The following is a 24,483-nucleotide window of genomic DNA, read 5'->3' as shown; positions in this document are numbered from 1 at the left end:
GCCACCCCGGGAGGGGCCCGGTCGGGCCCGGAACGCTACTGCTTCTCGGGAGGGCGGGGCGTGTGGTCGAAGATCGTGACGCGGGTGCGCCGGACCGGCAGCAGCTCGCCACCGGCGGACGGCTGCCCGCCCGCCCGCCGGGCCACCGCGGCCCGCGCCGCGTTCAATTCGTTGTGCAGGTGGAACATGTGCTCGCGAAGCTCGGCCACCTCGCGCTGGAGTTCCAGGATGCGCTTGATCCCGGCGAGGTTGATGCCGTCCTCCTGGGAGAGCCGCTGCACCTCGCGCAGCATCTGGATGTCGCGCATCGAGTAGCGCCGACCGCGTCCCGACGCCCGGCCCGGGCTCACCAGCCCGAGCCGGTCGTACTGCCGCAGCGTCTGCGGGTGCAGTCCGGAAAGCTCCGCGGCCACGGAGATGACGTAGACCGGGGTGTCGTCACCGAACGCGGAAGTGGTCATGGTTCTACGCCCCCTTCGCCCGCGCCTCTAGGTCGGCGCGCGGGTCCTGGTCGGCCGTCGCGGCGCGGAACTGCTCCAGGGCCTCCTTGGCCGGGCCGTTGAGGTTCTGCGGCACCGCGACCTCGACGGTGACCAGCAGGTCGCCGACCGTGCCGTCGCGCCGGGTGGCGCCCTTGCCCCGGACCCGGAGGGTGCGCCCGCTCGGGGTGCCCGGAGGGATCTTCACGGTGACCGGGAAGCCGTTCATCGTCGGGACGCGCACATCCGCGCCGAGGACGGCCTCGGGGAAGGTCACCGGGACGGTGATGGTCAGGTTGTCGGCGGACCTGCCGAACACGGGATGCGGCTGCACTTTCACCACCACGAAGAGGTCTCCGGCGGGCCCGCCGCGCTCGCCCGGCTCGCCCTTGCCCTTGATGCGGATCTTCTGCCCGTCGGACACCCCCGCCGGGATGCGGGCCTGCACGGTGCGGGTGCTCTTGGTGTTGCCGGAGCCTTTGCAGGTCGTGCACGGGTCGTCGACGAGGAAGCCGCGCCCCTTGCACAGGCTGCACGGCTCGGACAGCGAGAAGCCGCCCAGGTTCTTGTTCTCGTGCCCGGTGCCCGAGCACTTGGAGCACACCCGCGGCGTCGTCCCGGGCTTGGCCCCGCTGCCCCGGCAGGTGGGGCAGGAGACCTCGGTGGTCAGGTTGAAGGACCGGGTGGCCCCGTTAGCCGCCTCGGCGAAGGTCAGCTTGGTCTCGGTCTCCAGGTCGGCACCGCGCCGGGACTGGGTGGCGGTCCGGCCGCGACCGCCGAACAGCCCGCCGAACAGGTCGGTCAGCCGTTCGCCGCCGCCACCGCCTCCACCGGCCCCGCCCGGGGCGCCCTGGCCGAACAGGTCGCCCAGGTTGAAGTCGCCGACGCCGCCGCCACCGCCGGGCCGGTACGAGCCGCCGAACAGCGACCGGGCGTCGTCGTACTCCTTGCGGCGCTTCTCGTCCGAAAGGACGCTGTACGCCTCGGAGATCTCCTTGAACCTGTCCTCGGCCGCGGAGTCGCCCTTGTTCGCGTCAGGGTGGTACCGGCGCGCGAGCTTGCGGTAGGACGCCTTGACCTCGTCCGCGGTGGCCGTCTTTGAGACTCCGAGGACCTTGTAGTAGTCCTTCTCCAGGTAGTCCTTGGTGCTCATCGACGCTTGCCTTCTCCCGCTCCGTGCTCAGGTGGTGGTGGATGGTGGGCGCGCCCCGGGGATCCCGCCCCGGGGCGCGCCGTCCCGCTACTGCGATCCGTCGGACTCGTCCCCGACGGGCTCGGCGGCCTCCTCGGCGGAGGCCCCCGCCTCCTCGGCGGAGGGACCGGCCACGACCACGCGGGCCGGGCGGATCACCCGCTCGCCGATGAGGTACCCCGGCTGGAACACCTCCATGATGGTCGGAACGCTCACCTCGGGCGAGGGCACCATGGTCAGGGCCTCGTGCACGTTCGGGTCGAACTCGTCGCCCTGTTCCGCGTACTTCTTCAGCCCCAGCTTGGCGACCAGCGCCTCCAGCGACTCGCCCACCGACTTGAAACCGCCGGTCAGCTCGTCGTGCGCGCGCGCCCGGCCGATGTCGTCCAGGACCGGCAGCAGCTCGCCCAGAACCTGGGACAGGGCCTGCTCCCGTACGGCCGCCCGGTCGCGCTCGACCCGCTTGCGGTAGTTGACGTACTCGGCCTGCAACCGCTTGAGGTCGTTGGTGCGCTCGGTGACCTCGGTCCGCAGCGAGTCGAGTTCCGCGTCGTCCGCGGCGGGGGCCCCGACCTCCGCCGCGGGTTCCGCCGACTCCTCCTCGGAGTCCGCAGAGGGCTCCTGGGCCCCCTCCGGGGAACGCAGCTCGCCGGTGTCGGGATCGATGCGCCGCTTGTCGCGGATCACCGGGCCCTGCTCTTCGTTGCCGTTCTCGTTCTCCGGCAGCGCCATTTAGCTACGCCTCCTAATCCAGGCTCCCGGCTCAGGCGTTGCCTTCGCGCTTGGGCTCCTCGTCGACGATCTCGGCGTCCACGACGTCGTTGTCCTCGGCGGCGGCCTGATCGGCGCCCGGGGCCGCCGATTCGGTGCCCTGCTGGCTCTGGCTGTAGATCGCGGAGCCGATCTTCTGGCTGGACAGCGCGACCTTCTCGCTCGCGGAGCGGATGGCCTCGATGTCGGAGCCCTCCAGGGCCTTCTTCAGCTCACCGACGGCGTCCTGGGTCTCGGTCTTGACGTCGGCCGGGATCTTGTCCTCGTTGTCGGCGATGACCTTCTCGGTCTGGTAGACCAGCGACTCGGCGTTGTTGCGGACCTCGGCCTCCTCGCGGCGCTTGCGGTCCTCCTCGGCGTACTGCTCGGCGTCGCGGACCATCTGGTCGATGTCCTCCTTCGGCAGGGCGGACCCGCCGGAGATGGTCACCGACTGCTCCTTGCCGGTGCCGAGGTCCTTCGCGGTGACGTTCACGATGCCGTTGGCGTCGATGTCGAAGGTGACCTCGATCTGCGGGACGCCGCGCGGAGCCGGGGGCAGGCCGGTCAGGTCGAAGACGCCCAGCTTCTTGTTGTACTGGGCGATCTCGCGCTCGCCCTGGTAGACCTGGATCTGCACCGAGGGCTGGTTGTCGTCGGCGGTCGTGAAGATCTCCGAGCGCTTGGTCGGGATGGCGGTGTTGCGCTCGATGAGCTTGGTGAACACGCCGCCCTTGGTCTCGATGCCCAGCGACAGCGGGGTCACGTCGAGCAGGAGCACGTCCTTGACGTCGCCCTTGAGCACGCCCGCCTGGAGGGCCGCGCCGATCGCGACGACCTCGTCGGGGTTGACGCCCTTGTTGGGCTCCTTGCCGCCGGTCAGCTCCTTGACCAGGTCCACGACGGCCGGCATGCGGGTCGAGCCGCCGACCAGGACCACGTGGTCGATCTTGCTGACGTCGATCCCCGCGTCCCGGATGACCTGCTGGAACGGGGCCTTGGTGCGCTCGAGGAGGTCGGAGGTCAGGCGCTGGAACTCCGCGCGCGAGAGCTTCTCGTCCAGGTGCAGCGGGCCCTCGGCCGAGGCCGTGATGTAGGGCAGGTTGATCGAGGTCTCGCTGGAGCTGGACAGCTCGATCTTGGCCTTCTCGGCGGCCTCGCGCAGACGCTGGAGCGCCATCTTGTCCTTGGCCAGGTCCACGCCGTTGCTGTTCTTGAACCGCTCGACCAGCCAGTTCACGACCGCCTGGTCCCAGTCGTCGCCACCGAGGTGGTTGTCGCCGTGGGTGGCCTTGACCTCGACCACGCCGTCGCCGACGTCCAGCAGGGAGACGTCGAAGGTACCGCCGCCGAGGTCGAAGACCAGGATGGTGGCCTCCTCCTCCTTCTCCAGGTGGTAGGCGAGCGCGGCGGAGGTGGGCTCGTTGATGATGCGCAGGACGTTGAGGCCCGCGATCTTGCCCGCGTCCTTGGTGGCCTGGCGCTCGGAGTCGCTGAAGTAGGCCGGAACCGTGATGACGGCGTCGGTGACCTCTTCGCCGAGGTAGGCCTCGGCGTCGCGCTTCAGCTTCTGCAGCACGAAGGAGCTGATCTGCTGCGGGTTGAAGGTCTTGCCGTCGATCTCGGTCTTCCAGTCGGTGCCCATGTGGCGCTTGACCGAGCGGAGGGTCCGGTCGACGTTGGTGACCGCCTGCCGCTTGGCCACCTCGCCGACGAGTACCTCACCGTTCTTCGCGAAGGCGACGACGGACGGGGTCGTCCGGGCGCCTTCGGCGTTGGCGATGACCGTGGGCTCGCCGCCCTCCAGGACCGAGACGACCGAGTTCGTCGTACCCAGGTCGATGCCGACCGCACGTGCCATGAGTGCATCCTCCGTGAAAGTTGAGTCTTACAAGCGCAATATTGCTTCGTGGCTGCCGTCGTGTCAAATCACTTGAGTCGGGGAGGCTCAAGGATGTTCACATGAGGGGCCAACGTGGGAGACGTGCGGAATGTTCCCGGTGGCCGGCGACTCTCACCGCGAATCCACGGAACCGGGGGGCAAGTCAGGGGAAGCCTTGACCCCCTCCTGGGGGAGGACCCCGATGGGGGCGGGCGGAGCCCGCCCGTCCCGCGGGGCCGGAACGGGCCGGGGTGACCGAGGACACCCAGGTGCGGGGCGCGGCGGGGCGGCCCGGTGTGGCCCGCGGGGAGCGCCGATCACTAACGTAGGAGTCTGCATACTCTTCGGTATGCGCCTGTCCGCAGGGCGCGTCCCCAAGTGTTATTACCCGCTAGTAACATAATTTCGAGCTCCGATGTGTGGCGCATCGGGAGATACGAACCAGCAGGATGGGAGGCCGCGGACGATGATCCACGTCATTCTGGGGATCTTTACGATCGCCTTCGCCGTGGTCGGGACCGTGATGTTCGCGTTTGGCATCCGCCATATCGTGCGAACGGTGCGCCTCGGCCAACCGGTTTCGGACCGCAGCGGGCCGTTCACCAGGCGCCTGACGAACATGCTGATCGAGACGCTCGGTCACACGCGCATGCTCAAGTGGCGCTGGATCGGCGTCGCGCACTGGTTCGTCATGGTGTCCTTCGGCGCGCTGTTCTTCACCATCGTCGAGGCGTTCGCCGAGGTGTGGAACCCGCACTACGAACTGCCGGTCATCGGCCACTGGACGGTCTACGGCCTGGCGATGGAGCTCATCGCGGGCCTCGGTATGATCGCCATCATCGGCCTGGCGGTCTACCGCCAGGTCAAGGGGGCGCGGCGGCTGGGGCGCAAGTCCCGCTTCGAGAACTCCACGCACTGGCAGGCGTACTACGTCGAGGCGTACATCCTCGGCATCTACCTGTGCATCTTCCTGATCCGCGGGTTCCGCGTGGCCATGGACGACTTCGTCTACCCGGTCTGGGCCACTCCGCTGTCCCACGCCCTGGGCGCGGTGCTGCCGCCGTCGGAGCTCGGGCTCTCCGTCGTGGCCACGGTCAAGCTGGTCCTGTCCTTCCTGTTCTTCGCGGTCATCGGCAAGCTCCTGACCATGGGCATCGGCTGGCACCGCTTCACCGCCTTCTTCAACATCTACTTCAAGCGCAACGCCGACGGCAGCGTCGCGCTCGGCCCGGCCAAGCAGATGCTGAACAAGGACGGGAAGCCCCTGGACTTCGAGGAGGCCGACCCCGACGAGGACCCCTTCGGCGTCGGCAAGGTCGAGGACTTCACCTGGAAGGGCCTGCTGGACTTCACGACCTGCACCGAGTGCGGCCGCTGCCAGTCCCAGTGCCCCGCCTGGAACACGGGCAAGCCGCTCTCCCCGAAGAAGCTGGTCATGGACCTGCGGGACCACGCCTACGCCAAGGCCCCGTACCTGATGCAGGGGCTCGACGAGGAGAGCGACGAGAGCCACGCCGGCACCGACGTGCTCGCCCTGCTGAGCCGCCCCCTGGTGGGCACCGAGGAGGAGAACGGCGTCATCCACCCCGACGTGCTGTGGTCCTGCACCAACTGCGGCGCGTGCGTCGAGCAGTGCCCGGTGGACATCGAGCACGTCGACCACATCATCGACATGCGCCGCTACCAGGTCATGATCGAGTCGAGCTTCCCCTCCGAGGCCAACACCCTGCTCAAGAACCTTGAGAACAAGGGCAACCCGTGGGGCATGAGCGAAGACAAGCGCATGGACTGGATCTCCGAGGTCGACTTCGAGGTCCCCGTCGTCGAGGACAAGCTGCCCGAGGGGACCGAGTACCTGTTCTGGGTGGGCTGCTCCGGCGCGCTGGAGGACCGTGCGAAGAAGACCACGAAGGCCGTCGCGGAGCTGCTGCACATCGCGGGAGTGAAGTTCGCGGTGCTGGGCTCGATGGAGATGTGCACCGGTGACTCCGCGCGCCGACTGGGCATGGAGTTCGTCTACCAGATGCTTGCCCAGCAGAACATCGAGACGCTCAACGGGGTGGGCGCGACCAAGATCGTCACCACCTGCCCGCACTGCTTCAACACGCTCGGCAACGAGTACCCGGATCTCGGCGGCGACTACGACGTGGTGCACCACACCAAGCTGCTCGCCGAACTCGTCAAGGAGAACAGGCTCGCCCCGGTCGAGCGGATCGACAAGAACATCACCTACCACGACCCGTGCTTCCTGGGCCGCCACAACAAGGTCTACGAGCCGCCGCGCGAGCTCATCGACGGGGTCCCCGGCGTCACCAACACCGAGATGCCGCGCAACCGGGAGCGGAGCTTCTGCTGCGGCGCGGGTGGTGCGCGCATGTGGATGGAGGAGCGCATCGGCAAGCGCATCAACACCGAGCGCGTGGAGGAGGCGCTGACCACCAGGCCCGACATGATCGCGACGGGCTGCCCGTTCTGCCAGGTCATGGTCAGCGACGCGGTCAACGAGAAGAAGGCCAAGAACGAGGCGAAGGAGGAGCTGGAGGTCATGGACGTGGCCCAGCTCCTGCTCCTCTCGGCCAGGAGCGACCGGCCGGAGGCCAGGGAGACGGTCTGACCGTCACCCGCCGCGGCGGTGGCCCGGACGCCCGCGGGCGTCCGGGCCACCGCCGGACGTCGTCGCCGGCGGCCGGGGAGGACCGTTCGGCGGACGCCCGCGGACCCGTCCCAGGGCCTGTCCCGTGATCGTGCGGCCGGACAGGCGGCCCCTGAGGGGCGGGGGCGGCACGGGGTGGAGAAGCCGCGACCACGCGCGGATGCTAGCCTCCCTCCCGTGGTGGAGCACCAGGACGGGACCAGGGCGGCCTACGACGGGATCGTCGAGCTGTACGCGTCGATGTTCGCTGGTCGGCTGGAGACGCAGCCTTTCTCGCGGAATATGATCGGCACCTTCGCCGAGCTGGTGCGCGGGACGGGGAACCGGCGGGCGGCCGACGTCGGCTGCGGGCCCGGACATCTGACGGCCATGCTGCGCGACCTGGGGCTGGACGCCTTCGGGCTCGACCTCTCCCCGGCCATGGTCGACCACGCCCGGCGGGCCCATCCGGCGCTGCGGTTCGACGAGGCGCGGATGGAGGCCCTGCCGGTCGGGGACGGCGCGCTCGGCGGCGTGCTGGCCCACTACTCGATGATCCACACCCCTCCCGGGGAACTGCCCGCGCTGCTCGCCGAGCAGGCGCGGGTCCTGGCGCCGGGCGGCCTGCTCCTGGTCTCGTTCTTCGCGACCGACGGGCCCGAGCCGGTCCGCTTCGACCACAAGGTGGCGCCCGCCTACAGCTGGCCGGCGGACCGGTTCGCCGCGCTGCTGGCCGGGGCCGGGTTCGCCACGTTCGCCCGGCTGTTCCACGACCCGGCCTCGGAGCGGGGCTTCCTCGACGCCCACCTGCTGGCCCGCCTCCGCTAGAGCAGGGCGCGCGGTGTCCGCTTCTCCCGCTGATCTTGACCTTCTCGGGGTCTCGGAGGCGGTTGAGACCCCGAAAAGGTCAAGATCAGCGGGGAAAACGCCACGGAACGGGCGCTTTCTCGCGGTGGGGGGCCCGGGGCGGGGGAGCCGGCTCGGGGGAGGGGGGAAGCAGGCCGAGGACCTGGTCGAGCTCCTCCAGGGTGAGCGGCGCGTCGGCCTCTCCAGCCGCGATCAGGACGTCGGTGTAGAGGTCGATCTCGGCCAGTGCCACGTCGTCGTGGAGGCGTGTGTCGAGGCCGGTGTCCACCCGTACCACCTCCAATCCCGAACAACCCCGCGCAGGGGAAGCCCTACCGATTCGGAGGAGCCGAGGGGAGGGCCACCGTCAGTGTCGTTCCCAAGGCTACGCGGCAGTAGGGGTGAGGGCATGACCCATAGGGACCATTTTCGAGCCACCCGCCGATCTAGTTCTTCAATGCCATGGATTCACGGCATTTCGGCGACCATGCGGACCAGGGCAACCGAATCGGCAGTCCCGAACCCCTGTTTTGTGGTGCGGAAATAGGAAAACCCGTGCTGTGCTCGCGACCTGCTGGTACGGCGTTTGGGCACGGTCGTGCCGAAGGGGCGGGCAAAGGGGTGTTTCTTTTGCGGAATCCCGAAGATCGCCGAATGCGACGTCTGTTGTTTTTTGCCGGTTTACTGTTCGTCCCGCGTAGTTTCCCTACATTCCGAGAGGGGGGCCGGAAGGAGAACGCGCCCCCGCGAAATCACCGCCGCCACTCGACCTCGCGGTGCCGCTCGGCGTAGCCCGCGTACTTCTCGGGGGTGCGCGCGAAGCCCTCGCGGTCGGTGTCGGTGAGTTCGCGCACCACCCGGCCGGGGACCCCGGCCCACAGGGTCCCCGCGGGGACCGTCTTGCGCGGAGGCACCAGTGAGCCCGCCGCCACGAGGGCGCCGGCCTCGACCCGGGCCCCGCCCAGCACGATCGCGCCGATGCCGATGAGCGCGCCCTCCTCGACGACCGCGCCGTGCACCGTCGCCTTGTGCCCGAGGCTGACCCGGTCGCCCAGGACCGCGGGCTCCCCCGGATCCGAGTGCAGGCAGCACAGGTCCTGGAGGTTGCAGAGGTCGCCCACGACGATGTCCTCGGTGTCGGCGCGCAGCACGGAGCCGTACCAGACGCTGCTCCCGGCGCCGATCCGGACGCGGCCCACCACCACGGCGCCCGGCGCGATCCAGGCGTCGGGGTGGACCACCGGCTCGCCGAAGGGGGCCGAGCCGATCCGCGGGCCGGGAGCGGACATGCGGGTCCTCCTTCTGGGACGGGCCACGCGCGGGCAACGGGATGACCGATACCATCCACGCGCGAGTCTGATCGCACATACCTTAGTAGGGGAGTATCCGGCCCGGTGTGACGGGGCGGGCGCACACCGCCCGCCGGAGCCATTGAGGTCGGGCGGGACACCCCAATACTGTGAACGCGCTGGCGGAGGCCGTGAAATCACGTTCCGTGAGCAAAGCGTTCCCCTCCGCTGATCGCCTCCCGGGGTTAAAAAATTGGAATCCCCGCGATGCGCGCGCGTTTCGGGCGTTATGGGAATGATAGGTAGAGAGAAACGCGCATCCCCTCCCACCCGCTGTCGACCTGGTTGATTAGGACATGAACGAGCACAGCACAGAGATACTGCCGAATCTGCTTCGAGAAGACGCCTTTCCCACCGTGCGGAAGGGCGGATACGACAAGCGTCAGGTTGACGACTTCGTCGTCCGAAACCACAACCAGCTCCGCGACCTGCAGGAGCGGTTGGCACGCGCCCACGACGAGCTCGAGCAGCTGCGTCGCGAGCTCGCGGAGGCCAAGGCCAAGGCCGCGGTCAAGCCGGAGCACGAGCAGATCAGCGAGCGCCTGGCCAACATCCTGCGCATCGCCGACGAAGAGGCCGCGGACAAGCGGACCAAGGTCGACAAAGAGGTCGACGAGATCCGCAGCAAGGCCCAGGAAGAGGCCAAGGCCAAGGTCAAGAGCGCGCAGGAGCAGTCCGAGCGGATCGTGGGCAGCGCCCGCGACGAGGCCAAGGACCTCCTGGCCTCCGCGAAGCAGGAGGCCGAGCAGCTGCGCGACCAGGTCAACAAGGAGTCCGAGCGCAAGCTGAGCGAGGCCGAGGACCGCGCGAACAAGATCCACGAGACCGCCGACCGGCGCCTGAAGACGCTCACCGCGACGCACGGCGAGGCCGTCCGCCGACTCAACGACATGCGCGACACCCTCGCCGACCTGCTGCAGGCGGAGGTCAAGGCCGGAGTCCTGGACGAGGGGCTCAAGCGGTCCGACTTCGAGGGCAGGTCCGAGAAGGCCAAGCCCGCCGCGTCCGCCAGGACCGAGGCCGCCGAGCCGGCCGCCGAGGCCAAGCCCGCGGAGGCCGCCAAGCCCGCTCAGCCGTCCCGCCCCGCCCAGTCGGCGGCGCGCCCCGTGGAGCAGGCCAGGCCCGCCCCCGCGGCGAAGCCCGCCGCTCCGGTCGACGACGAGGCCACCGTCCGGATCACCCCGGCCGACGACGAGGCCACGGTACGCATCACCCCGGCCGACGACGAGGCCACGGTCCGGATGGAGCCCGACAGTCGGGCGCCGCGTCCGGCGCCGGCCTCCCAGCCGGTCCGCCAGCACCCGCCGCGTCCGCAGTCCCCCCAGGCGCCCCAGACCCCCCAGGGCTTCCGTTACGCGGGTCCCTCCCCGGAGGAGCCCACCGCCCCGGTGCCGCCCGCCGGTGACCCGGGGCTCACCGGCATCTACCGCCACCCCGGCACGGAGGCCCCGAAGAAGCCCGGGGACACCGGTGAGGCCGACGAGGGCGTACGCGTCATCAAGCCGTAACGGCGCGACGAGAGTCCGGTGTCGAGGGCGGGGCCGCCGGGGTCCCGCCCTCTTCCCGTTCCCCGAGGGGCGGGGCGGGGAGGATCACAGGTAGCGGCGGAAGCCCTCGGCGGAGTTCGAGAAGCCCATCGCGAGGCAGAAGGGGTGCGCGCCGTCGCGGCTCTCGTGGGAGAGCAGTTCGACCTTGTAGCACCCGGCCCGAGCGGCGCGGACCACCGCGTCGTCCATCAGGGCCCGGCCGATCCCGGTGCGCCGGCAGGCCGCGTCGACCACCACGTTGTCGATGACGGCCCACGGCTGGGCGTCGTGCGTGAGGTTGGCGACCACGATCAGGTCGAGGGTGCCGATGATCTGCCCGCGGCGCTCGGCGACCAGCACGGTGCGCTCGGGGTCGTTCTCGATCCGGGTCCAGGCCCGGACCGCCGCCGAGGACATGCGAACGGTGCCACTCTGCGCGGGAGCGGTATCGCCCAGGTCACGCAAGAGCCGCAGAATCGCGCCGAGGTCAGACCGGATGGCCGCACGGATAATCATGGCTTTCGGCATCGTAGCCGACAAGGCTGGCGATGCCTCACAGCAGCACCCATAGCGCTCGGCCCCCCGGCCGCGGCGGAGCGGGGCGCGGGAAGAGCGCCGCCGCGAGGGGCGGCGGGGCGCGGCCGTGCCGTCGCGCGGGGAGGACCCCGCCGACGCGGGTGGACGGCGCTTACACGTCAAGAAGGCCGGTTGGCGGCACGCGGACCGGATGCCCCATGATGGGGAAGCGCGGAGAGGCGCGCCGGACGTGAGCGGGGGCCCTGGGATGGACCGGTCCGAGACGGCGCGGGAGTGCGCGGCGGACTCCGCCCGGGTGCGCGACCGGGCGGCGACGCGCCGACGCATCCTGGACAGCGCGCGGGAGCTGTTCACCGCCGACGGCTACACGCAGGTGTCGTCGCGGCGCATCGCCGCGCACGCGGGGGTGAACGTCGCCCTGATCAACCGGTACTTCGGGGCCAAGCGCGGGCTCCTCGCGGAGGTCATCGCCGGCGAGGCGGTCTATCCGGGGGTCTTCGAGGGCGACCCCGCCACACTGGCGCGCCGCATCGCCGAGCGGCTGGCGGCCCGGGTGCACGGTGAGGCCACGCCGCTGCAGCGGGCGCTGGACGGGGCGAGCGGCGACCCCGACCTCAAGGCGGTCTACGACGAGCGCCTCAAGTCCGCGGTCCTGGAACCGCTGGAGAAGTACCTGGGCGGGGCCGGCGCCCGGACACGGGCCTTGTCGGTGGCGGCCGTCGTGCTGGGCCTGGCGGGGCTGCGCCGGGTCGAGGGCGGGGCCGCGTTCGCCGAGTGTGACCGGCGGGAGCTGACCGAACGGTTCACCCGGATCATCGAGGCCTGCCTGGAGGAGTCCGTGTCCCCGGGCGGATGACGTTCGGATATCCCCCGAAACATGGACGATATCACCCTTCCTGAGCCCTTCTCGCGGGGGGCGGCCGCGGTTCTGAAAGAGTCAACGGGCAGTCAACAAACCGCATGCGGGGTGCCGGTCGCGGAGTTTTCCACAGGGCCGCGAACCGGGATTCGGTAGCGGATTCGGATCATGGCCCGCGCCTTTTCGGTCAATGGGTCATCGGATCATTCCGGGCTGCCGGGCCGACCCTCCGGGGAGGAGTGGACCCGCTGCCGGACAGGGGGTTTCCCGGTGGCGTCCGCCGCCCGCCGGGAAGGGCGCGCCCGCGGCGGGGCCGTCGGCGCGCGGACCGGTGGGCGCGTTCCGCGAGTTCCGTATTCCTCGCTTCAGAGCGGGGCTGAAAAGTGATTCGCAACGACACGCCGACCTCTTTTTCATTTCCGAAGCAGTCATTCCCGTGTGTTTCGGTGGGCAGCGACATTCACCTCGTTGGGTGAATGTGCTACTTGTCCATTTACTTGGGGAAAATCGTGATGTTCTGCAGCAGGGGTTTTGGTCGGTCGCGGAGAGATAACGGTCTGCGCGCCATGGTCCGGGTCGCCACGGCCCTCTCGACGCTGGCGATGGCCGCGTCGGTCGGACTGGTGGGAGCGGGCCACGCGGCGGGCCAGGTTCGGGAGGTGCGGGAGAGCAGGCCCTCGCACAGCCACGAGGTCACGGAGGAGGTCGTCAGGTACGCCCGCAGCAAGATCGGCTCGCCGTACAGGCGCGGCGGCACGGGGCCGAGCTCCTTCGACTGTTCGGGGCTCGTGCAGTGGTCGTACAGACAGGCCGGGGTGACGCTCAAACGCACGACCTATGAACAGGTCAAGCAGGGCACTCCGGTGTCCCGCTCGAATCTGCAGCCCGGTGACCTGGTCTTCTTCTACTCCAGGATCAGCCACGTCGGCATATACGTCGGTGACGACAAGATGATCCACGCGCCCAAGCCCGGCCGGAGGGTACAGGTCGAGAGCATGGTCGGGCACTACACCACCCACTTCCACTCCGCCCGTCGGGTCGTCTGATCCGTACACGCGAAGCGGAGGGACCGGGACCCGGTCCCTCCGCTTCGCGTGTACGGATCAGACGACCCGACGGACCGCGCGGGCGGAGCCCCGCCAGATCTCAGGCGTTGATCTGCCTGGCCTGGCCGGAACCCCCGACGACGCTGATCTTGCGCGGCTTGGCCTGCTCGGCCACGGGGACGCGCAGGGTGAGGACGCCGTCGGTGTACTCGGCGGAGATGTTCGCGGTGTCGAGGGTCTCGCCGAGGAACAGCTGGCGGGAGAAGGTTCCCGAAGGGCGCTCGGCGACGACCGTCTCGTACCCGTCGGTCACGCTGCCGCGTTCGGCCCGGACCGTGAGGACGTTGCGCTCGACCTCCAGGTCGATCGAGTCCGCGCGCACTCCGGGAAGGTCGAAGTGGACCACGAAGGTCTCGCCGTCCCGGTAGGCGTCCAGCGGCATCGCGCCGGCCTGCGCGCCTTCGAAGAGGCGCTGGGTGATCCGGTCGAACTCGCGGAAGGGGTCGGTACGCATCAGCATCAGGGACACCTCCATTGCTGCCAGTAGACTTGATGCTTGCCGACGCAGGTTTTATACCGCGACCGTTGTAGGTTAAACACCGTCAGGCAGGTAAATCACTGACCGAGAGGAGGTCGACCGTGCTTGACCGGGACACTCCGCACCTGGTGGGGGGTCGTCGCCAGGACACCCCGGGCACCGGGAGGGCAGAGCGGGAACCGCGACGATGACCCCGGACCACCCCGACCCCGACCGCGCTCTGTACACCATCTCGGTGGCGGCCCAGCTCGCCGGGGTCTCCCCTCGCACCCTGCGGTCGTACGAGAACCTCGGGCTCCTCGCCCCCACGCGCACGAGCGGGGGGACCCGCCTGTACAGCGACAACGACATCGTCCGGTCGCGCCGTGTCACCGCCCTCGTCGACCAGGGAGTCAACCTCGCCGGGGTACGGCGCATCCTCGACCTCCAGGACGAGAACACCCGCCTCCGCGAGGCCGACACGCCGTAGCGCCGGAGGTCCGCGAGGCGGGCCGTCCATGGGTTCGTGCCCGGAGCGGCGGGGCCGGGCGGGAGCGCGGAGGAACGTCCGGCTCGCGGCGGTCTCCCCGGTGTCCACGTCCTTTTCGAGGCCCCAAGGCGTTTGGGGACGAAAAGGCCGAGAACGCCGGGAAAAACGGTCATCGCGGACGTGTCCGCGTTTCTGCGCCGACCGGTGCGGTGCCGAACGGTCTTTCCGTCCTTTTCCGCGAGCGCGAGGAAGAGGACGGGGAGGGCGGTGTGGGGAACCGTCCCTTTCCGCGGTTCACCCGATCTTTATCGAACCCGCCCGGACCGGGACCTCGAAGGCGGCGGGGCCGCGGCCCGAGCGCAGGAGCAGGGTGGGATGGCAGGTGGCGCCCGCGAACAGGGTGTGGCGGGTGTCCTCCCCGGTCTCCAGCGCCACGATCCCGCCCTGGCCGTGCGCGAGGGGGCGTCCGGTGGGCCCCTCGACCACCTGCCGGTACCCCGTCTCGAAGACGACCGTCACCGGACCGGCCCCCGGACGGCGGTTGGCGGCCGAGCTCGCGGCTCCCGCGATGGTGGCGGACATGGTGGCGAGGTTCTGCGGGCGGATCGGCACGGTTGACTTCCTCGGTCGGGTGGCGCGGGTTTCTTCCTATGGCTGTTTAACCGTCACCCTGGGTGAACAGAAGGTCTTCGGGTGGTGTGTCGCCGTTTTCGTTCCGATTCTTGTTCGGGGCGGGAGGGACGCGAGGTTCCAATGCCGGATTTCGATGTTTCGAGCTTGTTAAATTCCCGCTGGAGGGCGCGTGATTTGCCTATCTTTGTGAGTGTGTCCGTAGAACAAGAGCTGTTGCGCATCGGTACCCGCACATCCCCCACAGCCCGTGTACACGCACTCCAGGTACGCGACCTGCTGGCCAAGACCCTCCCCGAGGTCGAGACGGAGGTCACCACCATCGAAACGGCCGCTGAGCGCCGCGCGGGCGGGTTCGCCTCGCTGCACGGGCGCGCCGCGGCAAAGCACGAGCTGGACAGGCAGCTCCTCGAGGGCCGGATCGATCTCGCGGTGCACTGGATGAAGGAGGTCCCCAGCGACTGCACCGTTCCCGAGGGCCTCACCTTCGGCGCCTACCTGCGCCGCGAGGACATCCACGACGCCGCGGTCTTCCGGACGGGCTCGCCCTACCGCTCCCTCGCCGAACTCCCCCGGGGCAGCGCGGTGGGCGCCTCCTCGGTGCACCGCTGCGGGCAGCTCCTGCGGTACCGCCCCGACCTGCGCGTGCGCACCACCTCCGGCGACGCGGACAGCCAGATCGACGCCCTCGACGCCGGTGCGGGCTACGAGGCCGTCGTCCTGGCCCGGTCGGAGATCGCCCGTCCTCTCGCCCCCGGACGGGCCGTGGAGACGCTGAGCCTGGCCGTGATGTGCCCGCCGATCGGCGCGGCGGCGGTCGGGGTGGCGTGCAGGACCGACGACGTCCGCCTCGCAGACCTGCTCTACACGGTCGACGACCCGGTCACCCGTTCCCACGTCACCGCCGAGCGCACCCTCCAGCACGGGCTGAAGGCGCACTACGACAGCCCCATCGCCGGCCACTGCGAGACCCTGCCCGACGGCAGGCTCGCCCTGCGCGGGATGGCCTTCACCCGGGACGGCAGGCACCTCGTCGAGGTCCGGGAGCACGACGCCCCCAACCGCCCCACCCGCCTGGGCACCCGCGTCTCCGCCGCGCTGCTCAGCCGCGGGGTCGGCGCCCTCATCGGGGCCTGACCCCGTGTCCCGCGGTCCGATCCGGACCGCGGGAACCCTTTCCCCGCCCCGAACGTCTCTGTAGCGGGCCTCGACTCGGGAAGGGAGCGGTATGGACTTCGGCTACGCGCTCCTCCAGGTGCTCTTCTTCGGGCTGGACGGCACACAGCTCGGTGTGGGGTCCCTCGCGACGGTGCTGGCGGTCCTGGCGGTCGGCGCGGCCGTCGTGTGGATCACGGCGCACGGGTACGGCGTCCGGCCGCTCAGCGAGACCGAGATCCACGCCCGGCGCGGCGCGATGCGCCGACGGGAGCGACGCGCGGGCGCCATCGTCTCCCGAGATCCCGACGCCTCGGGAAAACCCCGGCCCCGAGCCCCCGGCGCGGCCTGAAGAGGCCGCGTGACCGGGCGACCCCCGCCGACCGGCTGACCCCTTCCGGGGAACCGGTCCCCTCTCCCGTTGTCCGACGCGGCCTTCTCGCCTGTGACCGATCTTCCAGCCGAGGGGCCAACCCATGTACACGTTCGGACCGATCGCCGCTGCCATCAGCGCCGCCCACACCGTCGTCACCGTTCTGACCGATGCTCTCACCCCGACGCTCGGGACGGCGTCCGCCGCCGTCGCCATCGTCTGCCTGACCGTCCTCGTCCGACTGCTCGTGCTCCCGCTCAACTACCTCCAGGTGCGCGGGGAGAAGGCCAGGGCCCGGCTCGCGCCGCAACTCGCCGTACTGCGCGAACGGTACGGCAAGAAGCCCGAGAAGCTGGTGGAGGAGACCCGGAAGCTCTACGCGAAGGAGGGCACCTCCCCGCTCGCGGGCTGCCTGCCCGGGCTCGCCCAGACCCCGGTGTTCATCGCCCTGTACGGCCTGTTCGTGACCTCCAGTGTCGGAGGCGAGCCCAACGGGCTGCTCGCGCACCGCCTGGCCGGGGTTCCGCTGGGGTCGACCCTCACCCAGACCCTCGGGGGCGGGAGCGTCGGACCGGTCCTGGTCTTCGCGGTGCTGCTCGCGCTGCTGGCGGCCGGGGCCTGGGCGACCAGGCGCTGGCTGACCCTCCCGGCCCTCGCCGAGGGCGCGGCGGGCGGGCAGCAGCAGTTGCCGGGGATGGGCGTTGTCGGCTATCTGCCCTACACCGTCCTCCTGGTGGCCTTCGTCGCCCCGCTCGCGGCAGGGGTCTACCTGGTCACGAGCACCGCCTGGACGGTGGCCGAACGGACCACCCTGCGCCGGATCGTCCCGGCGGGCTGATCCGGCGCGGGTGCGGGCGCCGCGGGCCGGACCAGCCCGCGGCGCCGCCGCGTCACCGCCGCTGGTTCTGGAACCAGCCCCAGACCGCGGTCGCCGCGAACAGCACGGCGCCGATGACGAACAGCCAGAACAGGCCCTTGACGACGAGGCCGAGAACGGCGAGAACCAGCCAGACGGCGAGTAGGAGCAGGATCAGTCGCAGCATCGAATCCTCCGCGGGGGTCAGGGTCGGGATGTCCTGCCGTCACCACTACCCTCGTCGCCCTCGCTATTCGGGGCCCGACGCGATCCGCGCACCGGTTCCACACCGACCCGCCTCGACCCCTTCTCGTCCGCGGCCGAGACGTCGATCCGGAACTCGCCGTCGTAGACCTGCGCACCGGTGACGACGGCGGCCGCCACCACCTCGCGCGCCTTGTGCGAACGCATGATCAGCGGGTCGTTCCGCAGGTCCCTCAGCAGCGACAGGCACAGCAGGAGCATCACGATCGTCCAGGGCGCGGCCACCAGGATGGTGATCCTCTGCAGGCCCTCGAGGGCGTTTCCCTCCCCCTGCCCGACCACCAGCATGATCGCGGCGACCGCGGCGATCAGCACGCCCCAGAACGCCGTCATGGGTCGCCGGGGGTCGTTCGCGCCACGCTGGGACAGCGTCCCCATCACGATCGAGGCCGAGTCCGCGCCGGTCACGAAGAAGATCGCGACCAGCAGCGCGGCCAGCACGCTCACCGCCGTGGCCCAGGGGAAGTTCGCCAGCAGCCCGTACAGCTGCTCCTCGATCCCGCCCTGTGAGGCCAGGTCCACCCCCGAGGCCTGAAGGTCGATCGCGGTGCCGCCGAGCACGGTGAACCAGACCAGGCTGACCACGCTGGGGACCAGGATGACGCCCGCCACGAACTGCCGGATGGTGCGGCCGCGGCTGATCTTGCCGATGAACAGCCCGACGAACGGGGTCCAGGAGATCCACCAGGCCCAGTAGAAGACCGTCCACGTCGCGAGCCACGTGGCGGTCCTCTCCCCGCCCGCGGCGTCGGTGCGCCCCGCCATCGAGAAGAAGTCCTGGAAGTAGCTGCCCACCGTGCCCGGGATCAGGTCCAGGATGTACACGGTCGGCCCCACCGCCAGGATGAAGACCATCAGCAGCGCGGCCATGACCATGTTGATGTTGGAGAGCCACTGGATGCCCTTGCTCACCCCGGACAGCGCCGAGAGCAGGAAGCAGGCCATCAGCGCCGCGATGATGCCGACGAGCAGGCCGGTGGTGGCGAGCTCCACCCAGCCCAGGATCTGGAACCCGCCCGCGATCTGGAGCGCGCCCAGGCCCAGCGAGCACGCCGAGCCGAACAGGGTGGCGAAGATGGCGAGCACGTCGATCAGCTTGCCGACCGGTCCGTCGGCGGCCTTCTCCCCGATCAGCGGGATGAACGCCGCGCTGATCAGCTGGCGGCGCCCGCGACGGTAGGTGCCGTAGGCGATGGCCAGGCCGACCACCGCGTAGATCGCCCACGGGTGCAGGGACCAGTGGAACAGCGTGGTGGCCATCGCGGTCATGGCCTGCTGCTCCCCGCTGCCGCCCCCGGTCCCCGGCGGGGGCGAGACGTAGTGGGTCAGCGGTTCGGCCACCCCGTAGAACATCATCCCGATGCCCATGCCGGTCGCGAAGAGCATCGAGATCCAGGACACCGTGTTGTACTCGGGCTCCTCGTCGTCCCGGCCCAGGGTGATCCGGCCGTACTTGCTGAACGCCAGCCACAGCGCGATCACCACGAAGGTCGACGCGGAGAGCACGAACCCCCAGCCGCCGTAGTGGAGCAGGCCTCCGAGCAGGGTGTCGGAGATGGCGCCCAGCGACCCCCCGGCGAACGCGCCCCAGAGGACGAAGGCCAGGGTCAGGACCGCCGCCACGGCGAAGACGACCCAGTCGGTGCGGGGAGTCAGATCGGCCGCGGGAACCGGCGGCGGCTCCCACAGCAGGTCCCGCGCGTCGGAGGGAGAGGTGTGAGCCGGCTCCCCGGATGGATGGGGTTCTTGTCGTACCACGGCGAACCGGCGCGTGCACGCGCCGCCTCCTTACCGGCAGGAGAGCAGAGCATTGGAACATCTGCGCAGCCTGCTGCCCCGGTCAGGGGCTGTTATGCGGACCCGGCCGGGTATTTGCGGTGTCCGGGCCGGGCCGTTGCCCGGACGGCCGACGCGGAACCGCGGTTCCGGGGGACGGGTCGGGGCGACGGGGCGGTCACACCGCGTCGGAGGGGACGGGGGACAGCGGCCAGGACGGGTCGATCAGGGCGTCGGTCCGGCCGCTGCGCCGCAGGTACGCCTGGAAGGAAGCGGCCTGGTCGGCCGCGGCGCGGACCTGGAGGCCGTGCAGTTCGGACGGGGACATCCCGGCCAGCCGGGAGGCGGACCGGCCGATGCGCCTGGTCACCGCGGCGGCGGCCGCGGCGTCGGCGCCCGCTTCGTGCGCTCCGCCGTGGCGGACCCGGTAGTGCGCGCACAGCGCCTCCAGGTTGCGCTTGCCCTTGCGGTAGCGGTCCACGTGCTTGTCCAGCACCAGCGGGTCCAGGACCGGTCCGAGTTCGGTCAGCCGCTCCGACAGCGGGACGACGCCGTGCCGTCGGCACTCGCGGTCCAGGATCGTCAGGTCGAAGGGCGCGTTCATGATGGCCAGCGGGGTTCCGGAGGACAGGATCCGCTCCAGCACGCCGGTGATCTCGGCGACGGCCCCGGCGGCGGGCACGCCCTCGGCGACGGCCCGCTCGGTGGTGACGCCGTGGATGGCGGCGGCGGCCTCGGGAATCTCCACCCCGGGATCGACCAGCCAGGACCATTCGGCGGTGGGGGTCCCGTCAGCGGCGGTCTCGATCACGGCGGCGGTCACGATGCGGTCCTGTTCGAGGTCCACGCCGGTCGTCTCGAGGTCGAAGGCCGCCAGCGGGCGCAGGAGCCAGTCGGTCGCGGTCACGCTGTTGTCCGTCATGAGGCGAACTTATCGGCGGGTAGAGACGTTACGGACCGGTTCGGCCGCACTCCGCAGGCGGATCCGTCTCCGGTGAGTACCACGAGGACGCCTGGGCATATTGATCGTTCATGGGACTCGTGGATCAGGGGGAGAGTATGAGCGTCGGACTCGAAGAGGCGTCACGCCAACTGGAGCAGGCCATCCACGACGCGCGGGTGACGTTCGACTGCATCGCGCTCGGGGATCTGGAACGGGCGCACACGAACGCGATCACCGCCCGGGCCTCGGTGGACGCGGCGGAGAACGCGATCAGGGTCGAACTCGAACGCCGGAAGGAAGAGGAGACGGCCGGAGGCGCGGCCACCTAGCAGGGGGTTCTTCCCGGTGTTCGTGGCCTTGTCGGGGTCTCGGAAGCGGCCGAGACCCCGACAAGGCCACGAACACCGGGAAACTCAGGAGCAGCCGCACTCGGCCAGGGCGGCGGCGAACAGGTCGAGGGCGGTGCCCGTCGCGGCGGGGTCGTTGGCCACGAACGCGAACACCAGCAGGCGGCCGTCCGCGTCGTAGGCGGTTCCGGTGAGCGCGCTGACCCCGTTGAGTGTCCCGGTCTTGGCGCGGACCACGCCCGCGCCCGCGGCGGCGCCCCCGTCGGGCGTGTAGCGGTAGGCGAGGCTCCCGGTGGCGCGGGCGGTGGGCAGGCCCGAGAGTGTGGAGTACAACTCGGGGCGTTCGGGGTCGGAGGCGAGCAGGAGCAGCTCCACCAGGGCCTCGGCGCTGATCCGGTTCTCCACCGACAGGCCGCTGCCGTCGCTGACCCGCACGCCCTCGACGCCGAGTTCGGCCATGACCGCGTGCGTCGCCTCCGCGCCTCCGCCGAAACTGGGCTCCATCCCCCTGGCGAGGGCGGTCTGCCGGGCCAGGGCCTCGGCGATGTTGTTCTCGCTGTGCGTCATCATCCACTCCACCAGGGCGGAGATCGTCGGTGACGCGGCGTCGGCCAGGAGGGCGGCGTCGTCGGCGGCCTCGGCGGGCCGCGGGGTGCCCTCCACGGTGACGCCCGCCCGGGACAGCTGCCGGGCGAACGCCTCGGCCGCGGCCAGCGGCGGGTCGTCCACCCGCGAGCTGTACTTGTCGTCGCGGTCGATCCGGCCGCCGTCCAGCATCAGCGCGTGCACCGCGGCGGTGCTGCCCTCGTCGATGTAGCCCTGCTTCCAGCCGGGGGCGAGCGCCTCGCCGGAGTAGGCGGAGTCGTCGTAGCCCACCCGGACCGACGTGACGCCCGCGGCCTCCAGGGCGTCCGCGGTGTCCGCGGCGAGTTCCTCGAGGGAGGCCAGGCGGGGGTAGCGGTCCGGGTCGGCGGTCTCGGTGAGGGTGGTGTCCCCCGCGCCGACGAGGACGACCTCGCCGGGGGCCGCGCCCTGGACGACCTCGGTGGTGATGCGGGCGTCGGGGCCGACGGAGTGGAGGACGGCCACGGCGGTGACCACCTTGGTGGTGGAGGCCGGGACCACGCCGGTGCTCTCGTCGCGCGCGTAGAGTTCCTGGTGGGTCTCCGCGTCGACGACGTATGCGGAGAGCCCCTCGCCGATCCCCGAGAGCGCCATGGGATCATCGAGCTTATCCGCGAGCCGAGCCGGATCGACGGTCGCGGCGTCCGCGGCCGCCGGAAGCGGAACCGTCTCGGCGTCCGCAACGGGAAAAGGTACGGTCTCCGGCGGGCGCGCAGCGATCACATCGCGGGCGACCAGGCCGGTGGTCAGCACGAATACGTTGAGCAGCGCCAAGGTGAGGAGAGCCCAAACCCGATCGTGCCGCACTTCCGGTACCTGCCTTACGTTGGCATCGCGAGAAACCTGTGAACTATGCAGCGACACTAGTCGCAAGGGGAGCCGAGAAACAGCATGGAATTCGACGTTACGATCGAAATCCCTAAAGGTGAGCGAAACAAGTACGAGATGGACCATGAGACCGGCCGCATCCGGCTGGACCGCATGCTCTTCACCTCGACCAGTTACCCCGCCGACTACGGGTTCATCGAAGGGACCCTGGGCGACGACGGCGACCCCCTGGACGCTCTCGTTCTGCTCAAGCACTCCACCTTCCCCGGCTGCCTGATCCGATGCCGCGCCATCGGCATGTTCCGCATGCGCGACGAGGCCGGCGGTGACGACAAGGTGCTGTGCGTGCCGTCCACGGACCCGCGCATGGAGCACCTCCGTGACATTCACCACGTCAACGAGTTCGAGCGGCTGGAGATCCAGCACTTCTTCAGCGTCTACAAGGACCTGGAGCCGGGCAAGTCGGTCGAGGGCGCGACCTGGGTGGGCCGGCACGACGCCGAGGAGGAGATCAAGAACTCCATCAAGCGCGCGGCCGACCACGGGCACCACGGGGACACCACGCACTTCAAGCTGGACTAGGAGGCGTCCTCGGACCGTTCCGGGCGCACGCGCGCCCGAGGTGGTCCGCGAGACGCGCCGCTAGCCGAACCAGGTGGCTCCGGCCGCCAGCCGGACCAGCACCAGGGCCAGCGCCAGCAGTACTCCGACGCTGACGACCAGTCCGGGGACCAGGTAGGAACCGGGCCCCGGCGTTCGTTCGACCGAGGCGGGGAGGGGGAAGCCCCGCCGGTCGAAGTGGTCCGCCCTGGTCGCCACGTGGTCGCGGTATCCGGTCAGTTCAGGGGCGGCGGCCCCGCTCAGCACCCGGACGCGCAGCGCCGCGGGCCGCGCGGCGGACTCGGCGTCCGCCGCGGCGGCGGTCCGCGGCCGCGGACCGCAGAAGCGGTCCGGGACGGGCGCGTGCCGCGCGCACTCGGCGTCGGCGAGGGCGAGGAGCCACTCCCGCAGCAGCCGGGGGTCGGCAAGCCGCCCGATATGCGCCCTGGCGACGATGACGGTGTCGCGCAGCGCGCTCTGTGCCGAGTCGTCGTCGCCGAGTGCCGCCCGGCAATGCCTGTACAGTTCCTCGCCGTACGCGTCGAAGAGCAGGCCGCAGGCGTGCGCCGCGGTGTATCCGCTCGATCGCAGCGCCCTGAAGAGCTCCCGGTCCGTCATGGACACAAAATTACGGTCACTCCGTGTCCGGTACCGGCTTTTCCGCAAGATCAGGGACAAAAGACCCTGGATCATCGGATGTCCAAGGGGGCGGGATCAGCGGACCAGGTGGTCGATCCGCTCCGCGACGCCGTCCACCTCCCTCGGATCCAGGACGGTCGGCTGGGCCAGGACGTGTCCGACCGCGCTGCGAGGGCGGGCGATGATCGTCCGGCCCGCGCGCATCACCGGCTCGGGCAGGCGGCCCGCGACCATGACCACCGGCACCACCGAGATTCCCGGCCAGTCCTCGGCCAGGTGCAGGAGGTGCTCCAGCCGGGCGGCGTGGGAGCCGAGCCGCTCCACCACGTGGGCCGCCGGCCGGTTCCCGACCATCCAGTCGTCGCCGTTCCAGGACACCGCGTGCTGCCACACGCGGGTCTCCAGCAGGTAGACGCCGCCGGGGCCCACCGCCAGATGCCGGGAGTGCCCGTCGGGGATCACGTGGTAGCCGTTGCGGTGCAGCGCGCGCAGCAGCCGTCCACGTCCGTACGGCGCGCGCAGGCGCGGGCCGAGCACGGCCAGCAGCGGATGGCTGAGCGCGACCAGCGCCGCTACCAGGAGGCCCGCGCGCCAGCCGAGGAAGCCGCCCGCCATGACGCCTGCGGCCAGCACGAACAGGGACCGGGCGGCGAACCGCGTCAGCCGCGCGCCGACCGAGTCGGACACGACGGCGGGTCGCCCGGGTCCTTCCGGACGAGGGTGTCCGCCCTGCCCCACGTGTCACCTCCGGCGCGAGCCCCGTGGACCGGGGTCGCCGTCCTTGGCTCTGCGGGCCGGTCGGGGCGTGGCGCGGACCGGCCGAGCCGGTCACGCCGCTGCCTCGGACCGGCCGAGTGTCTCTCCTCGCGGTCCGCGGGCGGGCGGTGGCCGCTCCCGCGGGACGTGGAAAGCCGTGTTCTGGTGTGGGCGGATTCGCGCCGCCCCGCGTCGTGCGGTCTCCGGGCCACGCGGCATCGGAGTCCCAGCAACCCCGGTAGTGCCCAATGCCATCACCCGAACCCTCGGAATCGCAATGAGTTTGCCGAAAAACTGGCCGGCGCACATCGGGAGTTGCGGTCCGGGGGGAACTCCCGGGCGGCGGTTCTGCGGACATGTGCCGACATGTTCCGCGAACGTGAGAAGGGTGACATCCCGGCGCTCCGCGCCGACTTGACATCGCCTGCCGGGATTGGTCTGCTTACCACCATGCATCCGCGCACTCTCCAGGTCCGGCCGGTCATGGCCCGGAAGGCCCCCGTGGCCTTCCGCCGTGTGGCCAGTGCGCTGTGTTCGGTCTCCTCGTGTTGTCGTTGATCCGCTGATCGACCTCGTTCGGCGGGATG

Annotated in this window: 26 protein-coding genes; 11 read left to right on the top strand and 15 right to left on the bottom strand. The window is 70.5% G+C overall.

From position 1 onward, the window contains the following. Nucleotides 1-35: 35 nt before the first annotated feature. From EV190_RS02915 to dnaK, 4 genes are all read right to left on the bottom strand, one after another. Nucleotides 36-461, bottom strand: coding sequence for a heat shock protein transcriptional repressor HspR (locus tag EV190_RS02915; protein ID WP_133739812.1), 426 nt, complete (start codon nt 459-461; stop codon nt 36-38). A 4-nt stretch (nt 462-465) separates the two neighbouring features. Beyond that, complete coding sequence (gene dnaJ / locus EV190_RS02910) at nt 466-1,632, bottom strand: molecular chaperone DnaJ (RefSeq protein ID WP_133739811.1); 1,167 nt, start codon at nt 1,630-1,632, stop codon at nt 466-468. An 87-nt stretch (nt 1,633-1,719) separates the two neighbouring features. Then, on the bottom strand, nt 1,720-2,403 hold the full coding sequence (gene grpE / locus EV190_RS02905; RefSeq protein WP_133739810.1) for a nucleotide exchange factor GrpE: 684 nt from the start codon (nt 2,401-2,403) through the stop codon (nt 1,720-1,722). Between the two features lie 31 nt (nt 2,404-2,434). After that, the gene (dnaK, locus tag EV190_RS02900) at nt 2,435-4,282 is read right to left on the bottom strand and encodes a molecular chaperone DnaK (RefSeq protein ID WP_133739809.1); all 1,848 of its coding nucleotides are present in this window, start codon (nt 4,280-4,282) and stop codon (nt 2,435-2,437) included. Nucleotides 4,283-4,769: 487 nt separating this feature from the next. Here dnaK and EV190_RS02895 point away from each other — a divergent pair, with 487 nt between their 5' ends. Next, nucleotides 4,770-6,917, top strand: coding sequence for a (Fe-S)-binding protein (locus EV190_RS02895; RefSeq protein ID WP_133739808.1), 2,148 nt, complete (start codon nt 4,770-4,772; stop codon nt 6,915-6,917). 216 nt (nt 6,918-7,133) lie between these two features. Further along, entirely contained in the window at nt 7,134-7,763 is a 630-nt protein-coding gene (locus EV190_RS02890) for a class I SAM-dependent methyltransferase (RefSeq protein ID WP_133739807.1), read from the top strand. 85 nt (nt 7,764-7,848) lie between these two features. On the opposite strand, the gene EV190_RS02885 is transcribed toward EV190_RS02890, so the two are convergent. Both EV190_RS02885 and EV190_RS02880 read right to left on the bottom strand, forming a co-directional pair. Further along, nucleotides 7,849-8,070, bottom strand: a complete 222-nt coding sequence (locus EV190_RS02885; protein WP_133739806.1) for a hypothetical protein — start codon at nt 8,068-8,070, stop codon at nt 7,849-7,851. Nucleotides 8,071-8,533: 463 nt separating this feature from the next. Continuing rightward, nucleotides 8,534-9,070 (bottom strand): gamma carbonic anhydrase family protein, encoded by a 537-nt coding sequence (locus tag EV190_RS02880; RefSeq protein ID WP_133739805.1) that lies wholly within the window; start codon nt 9,068-9,070, stop codon nt 8,534-8,536. A 416-nt stretch (nt 9,071-9,486) separates the two neighbouring features. Between EV190_RS02880 and EV190_RS02875 the strand changes: the two genes are divergently transcribed. After that, a complete protein-coding gene (locus EV190_RS02875) occupies nt 9,487-10,638 on the top strand; it encodes a hypothetical protein (RefSeq protein ID WP_341770506.1) in 1,152 nt (383 codons plus the stop codon). 84 nt (nt 10,639-10,722) lie between these two features. On the opposite strand, the gene EV190_RS02870 is transcribed toward EV190_RS02875, so the two are convergent. After that, on the bottom strand, nt 10,723-11,172 hold the full coding sequence (locus EV190_RS02870; protein WP_133739803.1) for a GNAT family N-acetyltransferase: 450 nt from the start codon (nt 11,170-11,172) through the stop codon (nt 10,723-10,725). A 250-nt stretch (nt 11,173-11,422) separates the two neighbouring features. Between EV190_RS02870 and EV190_RS02865 the strand changes: the two genes are divergently transcribed. Beyond that, on the top strand, nt 11,423-12,049 hold the full coding sequence (locus EV190_RS02865; protein WP_394345483.1) for a TetR/AcrR family transcriptional regulator: 627 nt from the start codon (nt 11,423-11,425) through the stop codon (nt 12,047-12,049). Between the two features lie 569 nt (nt 12,050-12,618). Beyond that, complete coding sequence (locus tag EV190_RS02860) at nt 12,619-13,098, top strand: C40 family peptidase (RefSeq protein ID WP_243742296.1); 480 nt, start codon at nt 12,619-12,621, stop codon at nt 13,096-13,098. Between the two features lie 100 nt (nt 13,099-13,198). Here EV190_RS02860 and EV190_RS02855 read toward each other — a convergent pair whose 3' ends face one another. Beyond that, nucleotides 13,199-13,633 (bottom strand): Hsp20/alpha crystallin family protein, encoded by a 435-nt coding sequence (locus tag EV190_RS02855; RefSeq protein ID WP_166655359.1) that lies wholly within the window; start codon nt 13,631-13,633, stop codon nt 13,199-13,201. A gap of 190 nt (nt 13,634-13,823) precedes the next feature. Between EV190_RS02855 and EV190_RS02850 the strand changes: the two genes are divergently transcribed. Continuing rightward, on the top strand, nt 13,824-14,105 hold the full coding sequence (locus EV190_RS02850; protein WP_133739801.1) for a MerR family transcriptional regulator: 282 nt from the start codon (nt 13,824-13,826) through the stop codon (nt 14,103-14,105). A gap of 294 nt (nt 14,106-14,399) precedes the next feature. Here the strand turns inward: EV190_RS02850 and EV190_RS02845 are convergent, their stop codons facing one another. After that, nucleotides 14,400-14,717 (bottom strand): hypothetical protein, encoded by a 318-nt coding sequence (locus tag EV190_RS02845; RefSeq protein ID WP_133739800.1) that lies wholly within the window; start codon nt 14,715-14,717, stop codon nt 14,400-14,402. A gap of 213 nt (nt 14,718-14,930) precedes the next feature. Here EV190_RS02845 and hemC point away from each other — a divergent pair, with 213 nt between their 5' ends. From hemC to EV190_RS02830, 3 genes are all read left to right on the top strand, one after another. Continuing rightward, a complete protein-coding gene (gene hemC / locus EV190_RS02840; protein WP_166655358.1) occupies nt 14,931-15,872 on the top strand; it encodes a hydroxymethylbilane synthase in 942 nt (313 codons plus the stop codon). A gap of 91 nt (nt 15,873-15,963) precedes the next feature. Then, nucleotides 15,964-16,242, top strand: a complete 279-nt coding sequence (locus EV190_RS02835; protein WP_133739798.1) for a DUF6412 domain-containing protein — start codon at nt 15,964-15,966, stop codon at nt 16,240-16,242. A gap of 124 nt (nt 16,243-16,366) precedes the next feature. Next, nucleotides 16,367-17,101, top strand: coding sequence for a YidC/Oxa1 family membrane protein insertase (locus EV190_RS02830; RefSeq protein WP_133739797.1), 735 nt, complete (start codon nt 16,367-16,369; stop codon nt 17,099-17,101). A gap of 52 nt (nt 17,102-17,153) precedes the next feature. Here EV190_RS02830 and EV190_RS23245 read toward each other — a convergent pair whose 3' ends face one another. The 3 genes from EV190_RS23245 to EV190_RS02820 form a co-directional block, all read right to left on the bottom strand. Next, a complete protein-coding gene (locus tag EV190_RS23245) occupies nt 17,154-17,306 on the bottom strand; it encodes a hypothetical protein (RefSeq protein ID WP_166655357.1) in 153 nt (50 codons plus the stop codon). Between the two features lie 17 nt (nt 17,307-17,323). Continuing rightward, nucleotides 17,324-19,141: a BCCT family transporter gene (locus EV190_RS02825; RefSeq protein ID WP_133739796.1), complete on the bottom strand. Its 1,818-nt coding sequence runs from the start codon at nt 19,139-19,141 to the stop codon at nt 17,324-17,326. Nucleotides 19,142-19,337: 196 nt separating this feature from the next. Further along, a complete protein-coding gene (locus EV190_RS02820; RefSeq protein ID WP_133739795.1) occupies nt 19,338-20,081 on the bottom strand; it encodes an exonuclease domain-containing protein in 744 nt (247 codons plus the stop codon). 137 nt (nt 20,082-20,218) lie between these two features. On the opposite strand from EV190_RS02820, the gene EV190_RS02815 reads away from it, so the two are divergent. Next, nucleotides 20,219-20,431, top strand: coding sequence for a hypothetical protein (locus EV190_RS02815; protein ID WP_133739794.1), 213 nt, complete (start codon nt 20,219-20,221; stop codon nt 20,429-20,431). 84 nt (nt 20,432-20,515) lie between these two features. Here the strand turns inward: EV190_RS02815 and dacB are convergent, their stop codons facing one another. Beyond that, complete coding sequence (gene dacB, locus EV190_RS02810; RefSeq protein ID WP_394345482.1) at nt 20,516-21,847, bottom strand: D-alanyl-D-alanine carboxypeptidase/D-alanyl-D-alanine endopeptidase; 1,332 nt, start codon at nt 21,845-21,847, stop codon at nt 20,516-20,518. A gap of 117 nt (nt 21,848-21,964) precedes the next feature. Between dacB and EV190_RS02805 the strand changes: the two genes are divergently transcribed. After that, nucleotides 21,965-22,483: an inorganic diphosphatase gene (locus EV190_RS02805; protein WP_133739792.1), complete on the top strand. Its 519-nt coding sequence runs from the start codon at nt 21,965-21,967 to the stop codon at nt 22,481-22,483. Between the two features lie 60 nt (nt 22,484-22,543). On the opposite strand, the gene EV190_RS02800 is transcribed toward EV190_RS02805, so the two are convergent. Together EV190_RS02800 and EV190_RS02795 are read right to left on the bottom strand one after the other, a co-directional pair. Beyond that, nucleotides 22,544-23,119, bottom strand: coding sequence for a sigma-70 family RNA polymerase sigma factor (locus EV190_RS02800; protein WP_133739791.1), 576 nt, complete (start codon nt 23,117-23,119; stop codon nt 22,544-22,546). A 96-nt stretch (nt 23,120-23,215) separates the two neighbouring features. After that, nucleotides 23,216-23,827, bottom strand: a complete 612-nt coding sequence (locus EV190_RS02795) for a hypothetical protein (RefSeq protein WP_243742295.1) — start codon at nt 23,825-23,827, stop codon at nt 23,216-23,218. Nucleotides 23,828-24,483: the final 656 nt, after the last annotated feature.

It is taken from the genome of Actinorugispora endophytica, assembly GCF_004363075.1.
Classification (GTDB): domain Bacteria; phylum Actinomycetota; class Actinomycetes; order Streptosporangiales; family Streptosporangiaceae; genus Actinorugispora; species Actinorugispora endophytica.
This window is presented reverse-complemented; position numbering and strand designations above follow the sequence as displayed.